Here is a 15,160-nt window from a genome sequence, read left to right on the forward strand (position 1 = left end):
CGGGGATCGCCGGGGCGGAACACGGTTCTTACTTGGAGACGACAGCCAGCACGTCGCGTGCCGACAGGATCAGGTACTCCTCGCCGCCGTACTTGATCTCGGTGCCGCCGTACTTGCTGTAGATGACGGTGTCGCCTTCCGAGACGTCCAGCGGAATCCGCTTCGCGCCGTCTTCGTCCCACCGGCCGGGGCCGACTGCGACGACGGTGCCTTCCTGCGGCTTCTCCTTGGCGGTGTCAGGAATGACCAGACCAGAAGCGGTCGTGGTCTCGGCCTCGTTGGCCTGCACGAGAATCTTGTCCTCGAGTGGCTTGATATTCACCTTCGCCACGATTGGAGCCCTCCACTGTTTGGGTCGGGTCCGGGACGCGCCCGGACCGGAGTTGGCGGTCGGCACGGGTTGGACCCGCACCTTCCGAGTTATCAGGTGTTCGGCATTCGTCCGTGCCCGAGCGTCGTCGTCGCGGGTGCCGACACAGGGCTTGGCCGATTGCCACCTAGCACTCTATACATGCGAGTGCTAGCACTCAAGGGCCCCCCGCTGCTTCTCCGCCGTTGTCGTGTCCGCGGTCAGCGAACATCAGCTCACCTGCGCTTTTACCACGGGCAGCCCCGGGTCACTGGGCACGTCCAACGGGGACGGCGGCGCCCCGGCGGCGACCAGGTGCGCCGCGAACGAGGCGATCATCGCGCCGTTGTCGGTGCACAGCCGGGGCCGTGGGATTCGCAGCGTCAAGCCCGCCTCGGCGCAGCGCCGCTCCGCCAACTCACGCAGCCGCGAATTGGCGGCCACCCCGCCCGCGATCAGCAGGGTCTGCACACCCAGCCCGGCGGCGGCGCGCACCGCCTTTCTGGTCAGCACGTCGGCGACGGCCTCCTGGAAGCCGGCCGCGATGTCGGCGTTCACCGCGTCCGGGTGGCTTTCCAGGTAGCGCGCGACGGCCGTCTTGAGACCGGAGAAGCTGAACGCGTAGGGGTCGTCACGCGGCCCGGTCATGCCGCGCGGGAAGGGTATCGCGTCGCGATCGCCCGTGCGGGCCAGCTCGTCGAGCACCCTGCCGCCCGGATAGCCCAACCCCAGCAGCCGCGCCACCTTGTCGTAGGCCTCTCCGGCGGCGTCGTCGACGGTGCTGCCCAGCTCGACGATCGGCTCACCGAGCGAACGCACGTGCAGCAGGTGGGTGTGGCCGCCGGAGACCAGCAGCGCCACGCATTCGGGCAGTGGCCCGTGCTCGTAGGCGTCGGCGGCCAGATGCCCGCCCAAATGGTTCACCGCGTAGAAGGGCACCCCCCAGGCGGCCGAATACGCTTTGGCCGCAGCGACTCCCACCAGCAGGGCGCCGGCCAGCCCGGGACCGATGGTGGCCGCGACAACGTCGGGCTTGGCCAGCCCGGCGGTCGACAGCGCGCGGCGCATGGCCGGCCCCAGCGCCTCCAGGTGTGCGCGCGAGGCGATCTCGGGCACCACGCCGCCGAACCGGACGTGTTCGTCGACGCTGGAGGCCACCTCGTCGGCCAGCGGCGTCACGGTGCCGTCGGAGTCCAGTCGTGCGATGCCGACTCCCGTTTCGTCGCAAGAGGTTTCGATTGCCAGGATGTATGTCATCGGGCTCCCCGCCGCATCGTGTACGCGTCCGCGCCGCTGACCCGGTAATAGCGGCGCCGCAGGCCGATCTGCTCGAACCCGGCGCTGGTATAGAGCCCGATGGCGGCCTCGTTGTCGGTGCGGACTTCCAGGTACACCGCACCGCCGTCGGCGAAGGTCAGCAGCTCGTCGAGCAGCCGGCGGCCGATGCCCCGGCCCTGGTATGCCGGATCCACGCCGATGGTGTGCACCTCGTATTCGTAGGGCGGGGTGCGGCCCAACCGCGAGATGCCGGCGTAGCCGACCAACGTCTGGCCCACTCGCGCGCCCACGTAATGGTTGTGGGCACTGGCCAATTCGCGGTGGAATGCCGCCGCGGGCCAGGGGTCGTCGCCGTCGAAGAGCTGCGCCTCCAGCTCGGCGCAGCGCTGGGCGTCGGCCCGGGTCAGGCCGCCGACGGTCACGGGTTCGCTGTGGGCGGTCATTGCCGCGTCGCCAACGGTTTGGCGTCCGGCCGACGCAGGTACAGGGCCACCAGAGGCTCGGGGTCGGCGGACCAATTAGCCACTGCCACAACCAATCCGGCCGGTGTCGGGCCGCTGGGTTCACACACCGGCAGGCCGAACAGGCGGGCGTGTTCGGGGGAGCCGGCGACGGCCGCCGCGGCACCCGGGTCGACGTCGGCCGGGGCGTTGACCGCCGGGCCGTGGGTGCGCACGCCGTCGCGGTAGCGGGCCCAATAGATCTCGCGCCGGCGGGCGTCGGTGACCACCAACGTGTCCCCGGTGGTTTGCACGCCGACGGCGTCCAGGCTGCAGACGCCGTGCACGGGGATGCCCAGCGCGTGTCCGTAGGCCGCGGCGGTGGCCATGCCCACCCGCAGGCCGGTGAACGGGCCCGGACCGCAGCCCACCACAACGGCATCCAGGTCGGCCATCGTCAACCCCGAATCAGACAGGGCGCCAATCACATTCGGGGTGAGTCGTTCGGCGTGGGCCCGGGCGTCGACGGTGACCCGCTCGGCCAGCACGCTCAGGTCGTCACGAAGGACGAGGCCGGCCGTCACCGCCGGGGTCGACGTATCGAGGGAAAGGACGATGGTCATGGAACGCCCTCATTGTCGGCCCACCGCCAGGTGGCGATCCGCACGTCGGAACCCGTGACGCGCTCGAGCCGGATGTCCAGATGCCGCTCGGCGAGCCGCTCGACCAGGCCCTCGCCCCATTCCACCACGACCACAGCGTCGTCGAGATCGCTGTCCAAGTCCAGTGAATCGAGTTCACCGAGCAGATCGGCCCCCTGATCGCCGGTGTGGTCGAGCAGCCGGTACATGTCGACGTGAATCATGGCCGGGGCGCCGGGGCGCCGCGGCGGATGCACGCGCGCCAACACATACGACGGTGAGGTGACCGGCCCGTCGACATCCATCGCCGCCGCGATCCCCTTGGCCAGTACGGTCTTTCCCGCCCCGAGCGGACCCGAGAGCACCACAACGTCGCCCGCCCGCAGCTGTTGCGCCAGCCGCGAACCCAGCGCCATGGTGTCCTCGACCCGGTCGCAGGTCGCGGTGCCGCCGTCGAGTTCAGCCACGGCGCCGCAACCATTCTCGCATCCGCCGCATGCGCAGCGCCGCCTTGCTCGGGGTGGCCCGCCTGACCAATCGGACCAACCCGCCGTTGATCGCTTCGGGCTTGTCCAGCAGCGCAAGGTGGCTGGCGCCGACGACGATGACCAACTCCGACTGCGGCAGGCTGACGGCCATCTTTCGCGAATACTCGTCGGGGGTGAGCAGGTCGTGGTCGCCGCACGCGATCAGGGTCGGGACCCGAAGCAGCGTCCACAGCCCGGCGGTTTCGTCATGCTTTTCCAACGCGTCCAGAAAGCCGACCATGGTGGGGATCGGGGTGCTGTTCATCATCCGCTGCGAGAACGCGTCCAGGCTGCGGCTGACCTGCAGGTCGCTGTAGGAGGCGGCCCGCAGCACCGGGCCGATCAATGACCGCGACACGTTGCGGCCCCGGTGCATCAGCTTCGGCGCGGACCGGGCGGCGACCCGGACCGCTTCCAGCGCAGGGTTTTTCAGGATCTCACCCAGCGGTGATCTGGAAACACCTTCGGCCGCAGACGAAATCAGCGCGGCACCCACGATTCGGCGTCCGTACTGCTCGGGAAACTGGCGGGCATGCGACAACACCGTCATGCCGCCCATCGAGTGGCCCACCAGCACGATCAGCCCGCGCGGTGCCACCACATCCAGCACGGTTTGCAGGTCCAGGCCGAGTTGGGTCAGGGTATAGGTCTCGGGGTCGGCCTCGCCGGATCTGCCGTGGCCGCGCTGGTCATAGAAGACCATCCGCACGTCGGGCCCCAACTGTTCGGGCAGCCGGGTGCGCTGAAAATGAAAGGCGCCCATCTGCAGGCAGAAGCCGTGGACGAAGACCAGGGTCAGCGGTGCATCGGCCGGACCGGTATCGCGCACCGCGAGCGGAATCCCGTCGGGCGTGGTCACCACCAGCCGGGCGTCATCCTCGAGCCGGTTGAAATCCTCGTTCGCATAGGGGTCTTCGGCCGTGGCGCGCTGGGTCATCGACCGGCGGGCCGAGGCGCCGATGATGGTGGCGACGGCGGTCACCCCCGCGCCTCCCGCAAGCCAGGCCCTGCCCTTGCGGCGCCTGCGGGGTTCCTCAGGACTCAACGGTTCGGGCCTCGCGGTAGGTCCTGGTGATCCGCCCGCGGGGGCTGGTCACGACTTCGTAGTGGATGGTGCCGAGCAGGTCGGCCCAGTCCTGCGCGGTGGGCTCGCCGCCGGCGCCGGACCCGAACAGGATCGCCTCGTCCCCTTCGGCCACGTCGACGGGCCCCGGGCCGAGGTCGACGACGAACTGGTCCATGCAGATCCGCCCGACACCCGGCCGCCGGCTGCCGTTGATCAGCACCTCCAGCCGCCCGCCCAGCGAGCGGAAGACGCCATCGGCGTAGCCGACCGGCAGCAGCGCCAGGTTCGTGTCGCGCTGCGCGGTCCAGGTGTGGCCGTAGGACACGCTCTCCCCCGCGCGGATCGACTTCACCAGCGCCACAGTGCATTTCACCGTCATCGCCGGCACCAGGCCCATGTCGCCGCGCTCGGGCACCGGGCTCAGCCCGTAGATCGCGATGCCGGGGCGCACCATGTCGAAGGCCAGATCGGGACGAGACATGGTGGCCGACGAGTTCGACAGGTGCGCCACGTCGAACCGCACGCCCTGGTCTCGCGCCTGGGCCAGCAAGGCGGCGAAGCGTTGAGCCTGAAGGTTGTTCACGGGGTTGGCGGGCTGGTCGGCGTACACCATGTGCGACATCAGGCCGCGCAGCACGACGGCCTCCTCGGCGACAGCCCGGCGCAGCGCGGTCAACACCGAGGGGTATTGCGCCGGCGCCACCCCGTTGCGGTTCAGCCCGGTATCCACCTTGACGGTGACGGTCGCGGTCCGGCCGGTGCGGCGCGCCGCGTCCAACAGCTCGTCGAGCTGGCGCTCCGAGGACACGGCGATCTGCACGTCGGCCAGCAGCGCAGGCCCGAAGTCGATGCCGGGCGGGTGCAACCAGGCCAGCACCGGCGCGGTGATTCCGTCCGCGCGCAGCGCCAGAGCCTCGGCGACCGTGGCGACGCCCAACTCGGTGGCCCCCGCGGCCAGCGCGGCGCGCGCCGTCTGGGTGGCCCCGTGGCCGTAGCCGTCGGCCTTGACCACGGCCATCACCTGCGCGCCGCCGGCCTGCTCGCACAGCAGCCGCACGTTGTGCTCGATCGCGCCCAAGTCGACCAGGGCCTCGGCGAGGAGGCCCGGGGTCAGGGATATCGGCGTAACGACGCGCCCTTTCATGGCCGCCATTGTCCCAGAAGCCGGAAATCCGCCGCGAAACTGCAACTACCGACACCGCTCCTCGCGAAATGCGTCGCTGGCTGCAGTCTCGCGAAAAGCGCAGCTAGTGCGCGAAGTGCACGGCGCTGTAGTGTCCCCCCGGCTTGAGCTTGTCCAGCGAAGCCAGCGCGGTGCGGGCGTCGTCGTGCAGGGCCCGGGCCAGGTCGGCGGACAGGCCCTCGCGCACCACGATGCGCAGCACCGAGATGTCGGTGGCGTTGTCCGGCATGGTGTAGGCGGGTACCTGCCAGCCGAAGCCCCGCAGCTCGTGGGAGACGTCGAACTCGGTGTAGCCCAACCCGCGGGCCAGCCGGAACGCGACGACGGGGATCGCAGACCCGTCCGAGATCAGCTCACAGTGCTCACCGACCCGGAGTTGCTCACTGAGCCAGCGCGCGGTCGACGACAGCGTCTGCATGACCTGGGTATAGCCCTCGCGGCCTAGCCGCAGGAAGTTGTAGTACTGGCCGACCACCTGGTTGCCGGGCCGGGAGAAGTTCAGCGTGAAGGTCGGCATGTCGCCGCCGAGGTAGTTCACGTGGAACACCAGGTCTTCGGGCAGGTACTCCTTGCTGCGCCACACCACGAACCCGACTCCGGGGTAGGTCAGCCCGTACTTGTGGCCGCTGACGTTGATCGATACCACCCGCGGCAGCCGGAAGTCCCATTTCAGCTCGGGGTGCAGGAACGGCACGACGAACCCGCCGCTGGCCGCGTCGACGTGCACCGGGACGTCCACCCCGCCGCCGGCGGCCAATTTGTCCAGGGCCGCGCAGATCTCGGCGATGGGCTCCAGCTCGCCGGTGTAGGTGGTGCCCAGGATCGCCACCACCCCGATGGTGTCTTCGTCGACGGCGTCGATGACCTGCTCGGGCGTGATGACGTAACGCCCCTCCTCCATCGGCAGGTAGCGCGGTTCGACGTCGAAGTAGCGGCAGAACTTCTCCCAGACCACCTGGACGTTGGAGCCCATCACCAGGTTCGGGGTGCGGCCCTTCCAGTCCTTACCGACCTTCTCGCGCCACCGCCACTTCATCGCCAGGCCACCGAGCATCACCGCCTCGCTGGAACCGATCGTCGACACCCCGACGGCGCTGGACGGGTCGTCGTCGCGCAGCCCGTCGGCGTGGAACAGGTCGGCCACCATGCACACGCAGCGCTGCTCGATGGCCGCGGTGGCCGGGTATTCGTCTTTATCGATCATGTTCTTGTCGAACGTCTCGGCCATCAGCCGTCCGGCCTCCGGATCCATCCACGTCGTGACGAAGGTGGCCAGGTTCAGCCGCGAGCTGCCGTCGAGCATCAGCTCGTCGTGGATGAAGCGGTACGCGGCTTCGGGATCCATCGACTCGTCGGGCATCCGCAGCGCCGGTACCGGCGCGGTGAACAGGCGGCCGGTGTAGGCGGGCGCGATCGAATGGGCGGGCATGGACGGGTGTTGGGGCACGAAAAATCCTCTCTATAGGGCGGCCATGGCGGCTCGGATGTGCGGCACCATGCGCGATGCCGAGGTGGGCGCCTCGCCGGGGCCCGGGTCGGCGGCCGAGGACGCCGCCGCGCGCGCGTGGACGAAGGCCGCGGCGGCGGCCGCCTCGACCGCCGGCAGGCCCGCGGCCAGCAGCGCGCCGATCATGCCGGACAACACGTCACCGGAGCCGGCGGTGGATGCCCACGACTGCCCGGCCGGATTGAGGTAGACCGGGCCGCCCGGGTCGGCGATGACGGTGACGTTGCCCTTGAGCAGCACCGTGGCGCCGAACGCGTCGGCCAGCTTGCGACACGCGCCCACCCGGTCATCACCGGGCGGGTTACCCGCCAGGCGCGCGAATTCACCGGCGTGCGGCGTCAGCACCGTCGGCGCCGTGCGGTTGGCCACCAACTCGGGGTGCGCGGCCAGGATGGTCAGCCCGTCGGCGTCGACGATCACCGGCAGGTCGGTCTCCAGCGCGAACCACAGCGCCGCCGCCCCGACGTCGTCGGTGCCGAGTCCCGGGCCGACGACCCAGGACTGCACCCGTCCGGCCGAGACGGGGGTGGGCGAGGCGATCACCTCCGGCCAGTGCGCTAGCACCTCGCGATGCGCGCTGCCGGCGTAGCGGACCATGCCGGAGGTGGCGGCGACGGCGGCGCCGGTGCACAGCACGGCGGCGCCGGGATACGTCGACGAGCCGGCCATCACGCCGGTGACGCCCTGGGAGTACTTGTCGTCGCGGGGTCCGGGCACCGGCCAGCGGGCGGCCACGTCGGCGGCCTCGAATCCCAACACGTCGGTGTCGGGCAGGTCGAGGCCGATGTCGATCAGTCGGACCCGCCCGCAATCGGCCAGCGCGTGCAAGGGTTTGAGCCCGCCGAAGGTGACGGTCGAAACGGCGCGCACGGCCGGGCCGGTGATCGCGCCGGTCGCCGCGTCGATGCCGCTGGGAATGTCGACGGCGATCACCGGGATGCCGGCGTCATCGACCGCGGCGAACACCTCGGCCGCGGCGGGTCGCAGCGCTCCGGAGCCGGAGATGCCCACCACACCGTCGATGACGAGATCGGTTGTCGGCGAGACGCTTTCGACGACGCGCCCGCCGGCTTTCCGGAACGCCGCCAGGCCCTTGCGGTGGGTGCGCTCCGGGTTGAGCAGGATTGCGTCGGCGGCCGCGCCGCGGCGGCGCAGGAAGGTGGCCGCCCACAACGCGTCTCCGCCGTTGTCTCCGGAGCCGACGACCGCGCACACACGTCGCCCGGTTGTCCCACCGCTGCGCGCCGCCAATTCACCGATGATCTCGGTGGCCAGCCCGTAGGCCGCGCGCCGCATCAGTGCGCCGTCGGGCAGGCTGGCCAGCAGTGGCGCTTCGGCCTGGCGGATCGCGTCTACCGAGTAGTAATGCCGCATCAGAGCCAGATTACGTGCCGGGATCGCGGTGGCTTGGCGCGCACGGCTTTTCGTACCGAACCGATGCCGGGCATCAGCCCGGGGTGGCCGGCGGCACGCGGCGGCGCGCGATGGCCCGCAGCCGCGCCGGACTCAGCTGCCGGCTGCCCTTGGAGCGCGTGCGCGTCAGCGGGTAGAAGCACAAGCCGATCAGGATCGAGGTGAAGTGCCCGATCGCGGTGAAATTCAGTTCGTTACCCATGGTGATCAGCGGGAAACCGAAGATGACGAACAGCACCCCGAGATAGCCCCAGCGCCACGGCCGGGCGATGTGATAGGTGAGCACGGCCATCACGCCCACCAGGAAATAACTCACCCCGATGTCGCGGGCGTGCACCAGCCGTTGCGACGCGTCGTGTTCCTCGATGGCGAAATAGAGGACGCCTTCGCTGATGTAGGTGGCGAGGATGTGCGAGCTCAATCCCACCGTGAGCCAGCGCAGCTGGCCGAGCCAGTGTTCGGCCGGCGCGAGGAACAACGTGAACAGCAGCAGGTAGGGCTCGAAGTTCTTGCCGTCGATCCACAGCAAGCTGGCGAACAGGACGTCGAGCGGGTCCCGGCCCAATTCGTGAATGTTGGTGGAGCGGTGCAGGAGTACCGAGTGCAGCTCCCTGCCGGTGAGATGGGCCTGGATGATGGTCGTGACCATCAGCACCAACAGCCAGCCATAGGTCAGCGGCGCGCTGGTGACGTAATGCCACACCGCGAGCGTCATGCTGCGCACTCGCCCGCGAACCGATGGATGCGCCACCTCTCAACCTTCGCACGCGGGGCGCGGCGCCGGACAGCTTCGGCGGCAAACACGCCGCGGGCGCCCGGCTACTTCGCCGGTGCGGGCTCCGCCGGTGCTGGGGCGGGCTGCGCCGGGGCGGCGGCGGGCGGCGGTTTCAGGTGCCGCCACCAGCAGCCGATGTAGAGAATCATCGAGACCGCCAGCGCGACCAGCACCCAGATGACGACGGTGATGTCGACCCAGCTGCCGAACGGTGGCGAGCCGGGTAACGCGTTGCGCAACGGCACCACCGCGAACAGCATCGCCGCGTACCACGTCGTCATCGGCGGCTGGAACGGCCGCCGATCGCGCGCCGTCTGAATCGCGACGACGAGGGCCAGGCTGGCGATCGTGATGAGCACGCCGAGGATGACGATGGCAAACGCCGCGGTGCTGAGCGAGCGCCGCACGTTCAGCCGGTAGGGACCGTCCGCCTGGGCTCTGGTGGCGGACAGCCGCCACCCGGATAGGTGGTCGACGAAGGTGACCGGCACATGCTCGGGCGCCCGGTCGGTGTCGGGGCCGTAGAAGATCTCGACTTCGATGGGCCCCGAGCGGTATTGATCGAAGGGCCACCGCTCGACCTGGCCGGCGATGGTCAGCGGGACCGCCATCAGGCCGGGCAGCATGCCCTTGGTCCAGGTATGCCGGGACGGCATCGCCGAGGAACGCACGCGCAGGCTCAGATCGTCCTTGAGGTGGTGGGTCTTCGGGTCCAACAACGCCGATCCGGGATTGAACGCCAGGTTGACGGCGAGCACGCTGTTGTTGGACTGGATGTCTTCCACGTTGATGGTTGCCGACGGCTTGTCGCCGTCGGGCGTCGCGGCGGTGGCATCCAACCGCCGGCCGGTACCGCTTTGCGCGTACATCGCGACCGCGACCACGTACGCCGCGACGATGAGGACGATAAGACCTACGACGCCGTACTTCGTGCCGGCCGATCGCATACTTCCTCCCGTACGGACGTAGGCCCAACTTGCCCGCCGCAAACGCCGTCCCAGGGCAATGTAATGGATCGGCCGCGTATCCGCCGGTGATACGGGTTAAGCGGAGCGAGCTGTTCCGCGCCTATTCGACGGTGACGGACTTGGCCAGGTTTCGCGGCTTGTCCACGTCATAGCCGCGGGCCTGGGCCACCGACGCCGCGAACACCTGCAGCGGGATCGTTGACAGCAGCGGCTGCAAAAGCGTTGACACCGGGGGTATTTCGATGAGGTGATCGGCGTAGGGGCGCACGGTGTCGTCGCCTTCCTCGGCGATCACGATGGTGATCGCGCCGCGCGCCTGGATTTCGCGGATGTTGGACAGGAGCTTGGCGTGCAGCACGGCCGACCCCGTGGGGGACGGCATGATGACGATCACCGGCAGTTCGTCTTCGATCAGCGCGATCGGGCCGTGCTTGAGTTCGCCGGCGGCGAATCCCTCGGCGTGCATGTAGGCCAATTCCTTGAGCTTCAGCGCACCTTCGAGCGCCACCGGATATCCGACGTGGCGGCCCAGGAACAGCACCGTCGGGGACTGGGCGAACTGGTAGGCCAGGGAGGCCACCGGCTTGATCGTCGCGATCACCCGAGCGACGAGTTCCGGCATCGCTTCCAGCTCGTCGTACTCGCGCTGCACCTCGTCGGGGTACTTGATGCCCCGGGCCTGCGCCAGCGCCAGCCCCACCAGATAGTTGGCGGTGATCTGCGCCAGGAACGTCTTGGTGGAGGCCACCCCGATCTCGGGTCCGGCGCGGGTGTACAGCACCGCGTCGCACTCGCGCGGGATCTGTGATCCGTTGGTGTTGCAGATCGCCAACACCTTGGCCTTCTGCTCCTTGGCGTGCCGGACCGCTTCGAGGGTGTCCGCGGTCTCACCGGACTGCGAGATGGCGACGACCAGGGTGCTGCGGTCCAAAACCGGGTCGCGGTAACGGAATTCGCTGGCCAGCTCGACCTCGACCGGCAGCCGCGTCCAGTGCTCGATCGCGTACTTGGCCAGCAGCCCGGAGTGATACGCGGTGCCGCAGGCGACCACGAACACCTTGTCGATCTCGCGCAGCTCCTGGTCGGACAGGCGCTGTTCGTCCAGGACGATCCGGCCGTCGACGAAGTGTCCCAGCAGGGTGTCGGCCACCGCGGCGGGCTGCTCGGCGATCTCCTTGAGCATGAAGTACTCGTAGCCGCCCTTCTCGGCGGCGGCCAGGTCCCAATCGATGTGGAACTCGCGGTATGCCCCGGGCCCCAAGTCCTCGTTGCCGTCGAAGTCGGTGATGCGGTAGCCGTCCGCGGTGATCACCACGGCCTGGTCTTGGCCGAGCTCGATGGCGTTGCGGGTGTGCGGGATGAACGCCGCGACGTCGGAGCCGACGAACATCTCGCCGTCGCCGATGCCGATCACCAGTGGGGTGGAGCGGCGGGCGGCGACGATGGTGCCGGGGTCGTCGGCGTTGGCGAACACCAGCGTGAAGTGGCCGTCCAGGCGGCGCAGCACCGCGAGCACCGACGCGGCGAAATCGCCGGCGGTCTCGCCGTGCCGATATGCCTGCGCCACCAGATGCACCGCCACCTCGGTGTCGGTGTCACTGGCGAATTCCACGCCCTGGGCCTCCAGCTCGCGGCGCAGGTTGGCGTAGTTCTCGATGATGCCGTTGTGGACCACGGCGATCTTGCCGGCGGCGTCGCGGTGCGGGTGAGCGTTGCGGTCGGTGGGGCGCCCGTGGGTGGCCCACCGGGTGTGGCCCAGACCGGTGGTGCCGGTGAGGGACAGCGGCGGCATCTGGGCGACCGCGTGTTCCAGGTTGGCCAGCCGGCCCGCGCGACGGCTGACCGTCAGCGTGCCGTCGCCGTTGGCCAGGGCGACGCCCGACGAGTCGTAGCCGCGGTACTCCATCCGGCGCAGCGCGGCCATGACGACCTCACAGGCGGGCTGGCGCCCGACGTAGCCGACGATTCCGCACATTCTGAACAGGGTAGTGCAGGTGGAGCACCAACCCCGCACTCCGCGGTCAGGGCTAGGCCGCCCACCTGCACGAAAGGCCGCCACCCGGGTGGACATCTTGGACCCATCCGCCGAGACCATTCACTCACTCGTCATAAGCGGCGGAAATGTATTTCACCTGATGGATCTGCAACGTTTTCGTTCGGATCAATGTCCATGGAATAGAACGCCTTAGCATTCAAAACATCAGCAAAACCGCAAAAACCTGACGACCCCGAAACAGACAAGCCGCTTCAAGCCCGTCCGGTCACGATCGCGCAGCATGACACGCCCCAAATCCGAGCCATCAATGTGCAGTCAGGCTTCTTTTCAGCCACAAGTCAGACATTTTGGCCACCTAGACCACGTTTTTGCCGAGCCATGAATTTCTTCGTCGGGGATTGTTAACCGGCGGTTTTGCAATGGGTCGTATTGAGATGCGTAACTTTTTCGCAACCGCCCGCCGGGCGCCATGAGGAGGCAATCATGACCGCGGTTCGCCACGACGATCTAGTGCCCGCCCCCCTGGCGCCGGCGTCCCGGCAGACGCCCCGGCCGCACCGGCAGGCGTCACCCAACTCCGGTAACCCGTTGATGGACATGACCACCAGGTTGCTGTCCATGCCGCTGCGGCAGCTGTACGCGGCGCTGTGGCGGGTGGGTGTCATCGAGGTCAGGGCCTAGAAGGGCCCGGTTGGGGCCCGCGCGACCCGGCCGGCGTTCCTTGTCCCCCGCCGCCCGATCGGGATGCGCTAACGTCAACGCGTGGCCCGCATCCGCAAGCTCGTCGCAGCTCTTCACCGCCGTGGTCCGCATCGAGTTTTGCGTGGTGACCTGGCCTTTGCCGGCCTACCGGGGGTGGTGTACGCCCCCGAGGAGGGGCTGAATCTGCCCGGCGTGGCGTTCGGCCACGATTGGCTCGCCGGTGCGGCCCGGTATTCGAACCTGCTCGAGCACCTGGCGTCGTGGGGCATCGTGGCCGGCGCGCCCGACACCCAGCGCGGCATGGCCCCATCGGTGCTCAATTTCGCCTTCGATCTCGGCACTGCCCTGGACATCGTCTCCGGCGTGCGCCTGGGCCCCGGCAAGATCAGCGTGCATCCGGCCAAGCTCGGCGTGGCCGGTCACGGTTTCGGCGGCTCGGCGGCGGTGTTCGCCGCGGCCGGGATGCCGGCCAAGCCCGCGGCGGTGGCGGCGCTCTTTCCCAGCGTCACCAGTCCGCCCGCCCAGCAGCCGGCCGCAACGCTCAAGGTGCCCGGGGTGATCTTCGCCGCATCGGGCGATCCGAAAACCCTGACCTCGCACGCGTTGCCGCTCGCCGACGCGTGGGGCGCGGCGACGCTGCGCATCGTCAGCAAGGCCGAACCCGGCGGCCTGGTCGAGGGGCGGCGGCTGACCAAGATGGTCGGCCTGGCCGGACCGCACCGGCGCACCCAGCGCTCGGTCCGGGCGCTGCTGACCGGCTACCTGCTCTACACCCTGGGCGGCGACAAGAAGTATCGCGACTTCGCCGATCCCGACGTGCACCTGCCGGGCACGGACGCGATCGACCCCGAGGCCGAAACGATTCCCCTAGAAGACAAGATCGTCGCCCTGCTGAAGTGAGACGGCGCGGTCAACGGGATAATTGCCCGGTATGCCGACCGTGCGAGCGCTTTACGACCGCTGGATCATCGAGCTGTAAAGCGGCCGGCCGATCGCGCCCGAGATCGTGACCGATGACTTCGTGGGGCACTGGCCCGGCCGGGAGGTCCGCGGGCCGCAGGCTAAGGGCCCCAGCCCGCACGACTGCGTGGTAAGTGTCATTGATGCGAATCGGGATCGCTCTGGACTATTCGGGCGGCTTCCGCGAGGCGGTGGATCGCGTGGTCGAACTCGAGAAGGCCGGCATCGAGGTCGTGGTGGTGGCCGAGGCGTATGCCTTCGACGCCATCAGCCAGCTGGGATACCTGGCCGCCAAGACCACCACCGTCGAGTTGGCCTCCGGGGTGCTGCCCATCTACATCCGCACCCCGTCGCTGCTGGCGATGACCGCCGCCGGGCTGGATTACGTGTCCGACGGGCGCTTCCGCCTCGGCATCGGCACCTCCGGGCCGCAGGTGATCGAGGGTTTCCACGGCGTGCCGTTCGACGCCCCGATCGCGCGCACCCGCGAGATCGTGGAGATCTGCCGCAAGGTGTGGCGGCGCGAACGCGTGCAATACGACGGCAAGCACTATCAGCTGCCGTTGCCCGCGGACCGCGGAACGGGGTTGGGCAAGTCGCTGCAGCTCATCAATCACCCTGTGCGAGAACGCATTCCGGTCAGCATCGCCGCGCTGGGCCCCAAGAACGTCGAGCTCACCGCCGAGATCGCCGAGTGCTGGCAGCCCGTCTTCTATCTGCCGGACAAGGCCGCGTCGATCTGGGGCGAGGCTCTGGCGGCCGGTGCCGCCAAGCGTGATCCCGCACTGGGGCCGCTCGATGTGATGGTGCACGCGTCGCTGGCCATCGGGGAGAACCTCGACGAGCGGCTGGCCTGGGTGAAGCCGCAGCTGGGCCTCTACATCGGCGGGATGGGCGCCAGAGGCCGCAATTTCTACCACAATCTGGCGACGCGCTACGGATTCGGCGAGGTCGCCGACCGGATCCAGGAGCTCTACCTGTCCGGCCGCAAGCAGGAGGCCATCGACGCGGTGCCCGACGAGTTGGTGCGCGGCATGTCGCTGATCGGCCCACCCGGATACATCGCCGAGCGCATGGCCGCCTTCGCCGAGGCAGGGGTGACCACGCTGTTGGTGAACCCGCTGTCCACCGACCGCGCCGAATCCATCCGCTTCGTCGAGGAAGCCCTGGAGCTGAAGCCCGCCTGAGCGGTCACTGCCCCGCCTGCGGAAGCTGGTCGGCGGCAATCTCGCAGGGTGTTTTCGCCTGGTCGGGCGCGGGTGCCGGCTCGGCGGCGGGGGCCGCGGCCGGTTCGCCCGGCGTGGGCGGCTGGCCCGGTGGGGGTGCGCCGGCCGGGGCGTCGACCGGGGCCGGGG

Annotated in this window: 15 protein-coding genes; 3 read left to right on the top strand and 12 right to left on the bottom strand. The window is 69.2% G+C overall.

Annotated elements, in window-relative coordinates; translation table 11 throughout:
- Positions 1-28: 28 nt before the first annotated feature.
- The 12 genes from groES to glmS form a co-directional block, all read right to left on the bottom strand.
- Positions 29-331: a co-chaperone GroES gene (gene groES / locus BST14_RS16735; RefSeq protein WP_064950356.1), complete on the bottom strand. Its 303-nt coding sequence runs from the start codon at positions 329-331 to the stop codon at positions 29-31.
- Positions 332-580: 249 nt separating this feature from the next.
- The gene (gene tsaD / locus BST14_RS16740; protein WP_083065459.1) at positions 581-1,606 is read right to left on the bottom strand and encodes a tRNA (adenosine(37)-N6)-threonylcarbamoyltransferase complex transferase subunit TsaD; all 1,026 of its coding nucleotides are present in this window, start codon (positions 1,604-1,606) and stop codon (positions 581-583) included.
- Positions 1,603-2,070, bottom strand: coding sequence for a ribosomal protein S18-alanine N-acetyltransferase (gene rimI, locus BST14_RS16745; protein ID WP_083065460.1), 468 nt, complete (start codon positions 2,068-2,070; stop codon positions 1,603-1,605). The genes tsaD and rimI overlap by 4 nt, the downstream gene beginning before the upstream one ends.
- On the bottom strand, positions 2,067-2,690 hold the full coding sequence (gene tsaB / locus BST14_RS16750) for a tRNA (adenosine(37)-N6)-threonylcarbamoyltransferase complex dimerization subunit type 1 TsaB (RefSeq protein ID WP_083065461.1): 624 nt from the start codon (positions 2,688-2,690) through the stop codon (positions 2,067-2,069). The genes rimI and tsaB overlap by 4 nt, the downstream gene beginning before the upstream one ends.
- On the bottom strand, positions 2,687-3,175 hold the full coding sequence (gene tsaE / locus BST14_RS16755) for a tRNA (adenosine(37)-N6)-threonylcarbamoyltransferase complex ATPase subunit type 1 TsaE (RefSeq protein WP_142279438.1): 489 nt from the start codon (positions 3,173-3,175) through the stop codon (positions 2,687-2,689). Before tsaE ends, tsaB begins: the two co-directional genes overlap by 4 nt.
- On the bottom strand, positions 3,168-4,217 hold the full coding sequence (locus BST14_RS16760; RefSeq protein WP_211280740.1) for an alpha/beta fold hydrolase: 1,050 nt from the start codon (positions 4,215-4,217) through the stop codon (positions 3,168-3,170). Before BST14_RS16760 ends, tsaE begins: the two co-directional genes overlap by 8 nt.
- A gap of 52 nt (positions 4,218-4,269) precedes the next feature.
- Positions 4,270-5,445 (bottom strand): alanine racemase, encoded by a 1,176-nt coding sequence (alr, locus tag BST14_RS16765; RefSeq protein ID WP_083065473.1) that lies wholly within the window; start codon positions 5,443-5,445, stop codon positions 4,270-4,272.
- A 103-nt stretch (positions 5,446-5,548) separates the two neighbouring features.
- Complete coding sequence (gene gad / locus BST14_RS16770; protein ID WP_142279439.1) at positions 5,549-6,913, bottom strand: glutamate decarboxylase; 1,365 nt, start codon at positions 6,911-6,913, stop codon at positions 5,549-5,551.
- Positions 6,914-6,943: 30 nt separating this feature from the next.
- Positions 6,944-8,365 carry an NAD(P)H-hydrate dehydratase gene (locus tag BST14_RS16775; RefSeq protein ID WP_083065464.1) on the bottom strand — a complete coding sequence of 474 codons (1,422 nt, stop codon included), beginning with the start codon at positions 8,363-8,365 and terminating at the stop codon, positions 6,944-6,946.
- A gap of 73 nt (positions 8,366-8,438) precedes the next feature.
- Entirely contained in the window at positions 8,439-9,119 is a 681-nt protein-coding gene (locus tag BST14_RS16780) for a rhomboid-like protein (RefSeq protein WP_083065465.1), read from the bottom strand.
- 104 nt (positions 9,120-9,223) lie between these two features.
- Positions 9,224-10,126: a DUF4436 domain-containing protein gene (locus BST14_RS16785; protein WP_083065466.1), complete on the bottom strand. Its 903-nt coding sequence runs from the start codon at positions 10,124-10,126 to the stop codon at positions 9,224-9,226.
- A 121-nt stretch (positions 10,127-10,247) separates the two neighbouring features.
- Positions 10,248-12,122 carry a glutamine--fructose-6-phosphate transaminase (isomerizing) gene (gene glmS, locus BST14_RS16790; RefSeq protein ID WP_083065467.1) on the bottom strand — a complete coding sequence of 625 codons (1,875 nt, stop codon included), beginning with the start codon at positions 12,120-12,122 and terminating at the stop codon, positions 10,248-10,250.
- Between the two features lie 504 nt (positions 12,123-12,626).
- Here glmS and BST14_RS16795 point away from each other — a divergent pair.
- The 3 genes from BST14_RS16795 to BST14_RS16810 all read left to right on the top strand — a co-directional run bounded on the left by BST14_RS16795 (position 12,627) and on the right by BST14_RS16810 (position 14,992).
- Positions 12,627-12,824, top strand: coding sequence for an Rv1535 family protein (locus BST14_RS16795; RefSeq protein WP_083065468.1), 198 nt, complete (start codon positions 12,627-12,629; stop codon positions 12,822-12,824).
- 81 nt (positions 12,825-12,905) lie between these two features.
- Positions 12,906-13,745, top strand: coding sequence for a dienelactone hydrolase family protein (locus tag BST14_RS16800; RefSeq protein ID WP_083065469.1), 840 nt, complete (start codon positions 12,906-12,908; stop codon positions 13,743-13,745).
- A 203-nt stretch (positions 13,746-13,948) separates the two neighbouring features.
- Positions 13,949-14,992: an LLM class F420-dependent oxidoreductase gene (locus BST14_RS16810; protein ID WP_083065470.1), complete on the top strand. Its 1,044-nt coding sequence runs from the start codon at positions 13,949-13,951 to the stop codon at positions 14,990-14,992.
- Positions 14,993-15,160 lie beyond the last annotated feature (168 nt).

Source organism: Mycobacterium arosiense ATCC BAA-1401 = DSM 45069, from assembly GCF_002086125.1.
GTDB lineage: Bacteria > Actinomycetota > Actinomycetes > Mycobacteriales > Mycobacteriaceae > Mycobacterium > Mycobacterium arosiense.

Coding starts and splice junctions, on each gene's coding strand:
- tsaD (WP_083065459.1), bottom strand. CDS start 1,606: ATGACATACATCCTGGCAATCGAAACCTCTTGCGACGAAACGGGAGTC.
- rimI (WP_083065460.1), bottom strand. CDS start 2,070: ATGACCGCCCACAGCGAACCCGTGACCGTCGGCGGCCTGACCCGGGCC.
- tsaB (WP_083065461.1), bottom strand. CDS start 2,690: ATGACCATCGTCCTTTCCCTCGATACGTCGACCCCGGCGGTGACGGCC.
- alr (WP_083065473.1), bottom strand. CDS start 5,445: ATGAAAGGGCGCGTCGTTACGCCGATATCCCTGACCCCGGGCCTCCTC.
- gad (WP_142279439.1), bottom strand. CDS start 6,913: ATGCCCGCCCATTCGATCGCGCCCGCCTACACCGGCCGCCTGTTCACC.
- BST14_RS16775 (WP_083065464.1), bottom strand. CDS start 8,365: ATGCGGCATTACTACTCGGTAGACGCGATCCGCCAGGCCGAAGCGCCA.
- BST14_RS16780 (WP_083065465.1), bottom strand. CDS start 9,119: ATGACGCTCGCGGTGTGGCATTACGTCACCAGCGCGCCGCTGACCTAT.
- BST14_RS16785 (WP_083065466.1), bottom strand. CDS start 10,126: ATGCGATCGGCCGGCACGAAGTACGGCGTCGTAGGTCTTATCGTCCTC.
- glmS (WP_083065467.1), bottom strand. CDS start 12,122: ATGTGCGGAATCGTCGGCTACGTCGGGCGCCAGCCCGCCTGTGAGGTC.
- BST14_RS16795 (WP_083065468.1), top strand. CDS start 12,627: ATGACCGCGGTTCGCCACGACGATCTAGTGCCCGCCCCCCTGGCGCCG.
- BST14_RS16810 (WP_083065470.1), top strand. CDS start 13,949: ATGCGAATCGGGATCGCTCTGGACTATTCGGGCGGCTTCCGCGAGGCG.